The 1,267-nt window shown below is 71.1% G+C and carries 2 protein-coding genes; one reads left to right on the top strand and one right to left on the bottom strand.

The features are described 5' to 3' along the window. Positions 1-35: 35 nt before the first annotated feature. Positions 36-566: a TetR family transcriptional regulator gene (locus AB0M20_RS44250; RefSeq protein WP_364307555.1), complete on the bottom strand. Its 531-nt coding sequence runs from the start codon at positions 564-566 to the stop codon at positions 36-38. A gap of 62 nt (positions 567-628) precedes the next feature. Between AB0M20_RS44250 and AB0M20_RS44245 the strand changes: the two genes are divergently transcribed. Continuing rightward, a partial coding sequence (locus tag AB0M20_RS44245; RefSeq protein ID WP_364307553.1) for an isocitrate lyase/phosphoenolpyruvate mutase family protein occupies positions 629-1,267 on the top strand: 639 nt, incomplete at its 3' end.

Below are 1,267 nucleotides of genomic sequence, written 5' to 3'. Positions count from 1 at the left end.
GGCCAGACCGGCGACACCGGCCAGGAGCGCGGCGGTCACGACTCCGCCTGCTCGGCTGCCGTGCGCAGGCCGAGGTGGTGCAGCAGTTGATCCACCTCGTCCGAGGTCGGGGGCGGACCGGTCAGCGCGGCCATGAACAGCCCGTCACCGACGAGCCGCACCAGCCGGGCCCGGACCGGGTCGCCCAACTCGGCAGTCAGCATCTGCTGCCACCGCTGTTCGGCGTCGCCCACCTCACCCGGCAGATCGAACTCGCCGGTGGCGGTCAGCCGCATCATCGACATCATCGCCCGGTACACGATGCGCTCACCGGGCTCGGGAACCGACAACCGCAACCATGCCGCGGCCATCATCCCGTGCGATGCGGCCGCCGTCAGCCGCTCGTCGAACCGTTGCACCGCCCGGGTCACCAACGCCCGCAGCAGGGACTGTTTGTCGAAGTGATAGAGCAGGCCACCTTTGCTCACGCCCGCAGCCGCAGCCACGGCGTCCAACGCCGGCGGCACCTGACCCGAGATGATCAGTTCCTCGGCCGCGTCCAGAATGCGCTCCCGTGCAGTTCCCATCCCGTTACTGTACCGTCCGGACGGTACAGCCGTGTGGCCGCGCCGGCGCGTAGATTCATCGTGTGACCGCCGTGCAGAAGCCGGAGCTCCATAGCCGTTGCGACCAGTTGCGTTCGCTGCACCGGCCCGGCTCCCCTCTCCTGCTCCCGAACGTCTGGGATGTCGCCACGGCGAAAGCCGTGGTGGCGGCCGGCTTTCCGGTGGTCGCGACCACGAGCGACGGCGTGGCCACCGCGCTGGGGTACGAGGACCACGAGGGCGCGCCCGCCGACGAGATGCTCGCCGCGGCCGCGCGGATCGCGCGGGGCGTCGACGTTCCCGTGACGGTCGACGCCGAGGCCGGCTACGGAATGGAGCCGGCCGACCTGGTGGCCGCGTTGCGGAACGCGGGAGCCGCCGGCTGCAACCTTGAGGACACCGATCACGCCGCGGGCACCCTTCGCGATCCGGACCGGCACGTGGAATGGATCAAGGAGGTTCGCCGGGCGGCGTCCGACGACGGCTACCGGCTCGTCATCAACGCCCGGATCGACGTCTACGTCGGCCCGTTCCGCGCCGGCGCCGGCCGCGACGTTCAGCAGGAGCTACTTCCCGAGGCGGTGCGGCGCGCGAACGCCTACCTCGAGGCCGGGGCAGACTGCGTCTACCCGATCGCGCTGTGGGACACGGGTGCGCTGCGCCGCTTCACCTCGGAGGTTCCG

It is taken from the genome of Actinoplanes sp. NPDC051633, assembly GCF_040681735.1.
Lineage (GTDB): Bacteria > Actinomycetota > Actinomycetes > Mycobacteriales > Micromonosporaceae > Actinoplanes.
This window is presented reverse-complemented; position numbering and strand designations above follow the sequence as displayed.

Bases quoted from the DNA above. Each gene is read 5' to 3' on its own strand.
- AB0M20_RS44250 (WP_364307555.1), bottom strand. From the start codon at position 566: ATGGGAACTGCACGGGAGCGCATTCTGGACGCGGCCGAGGAACTGATC.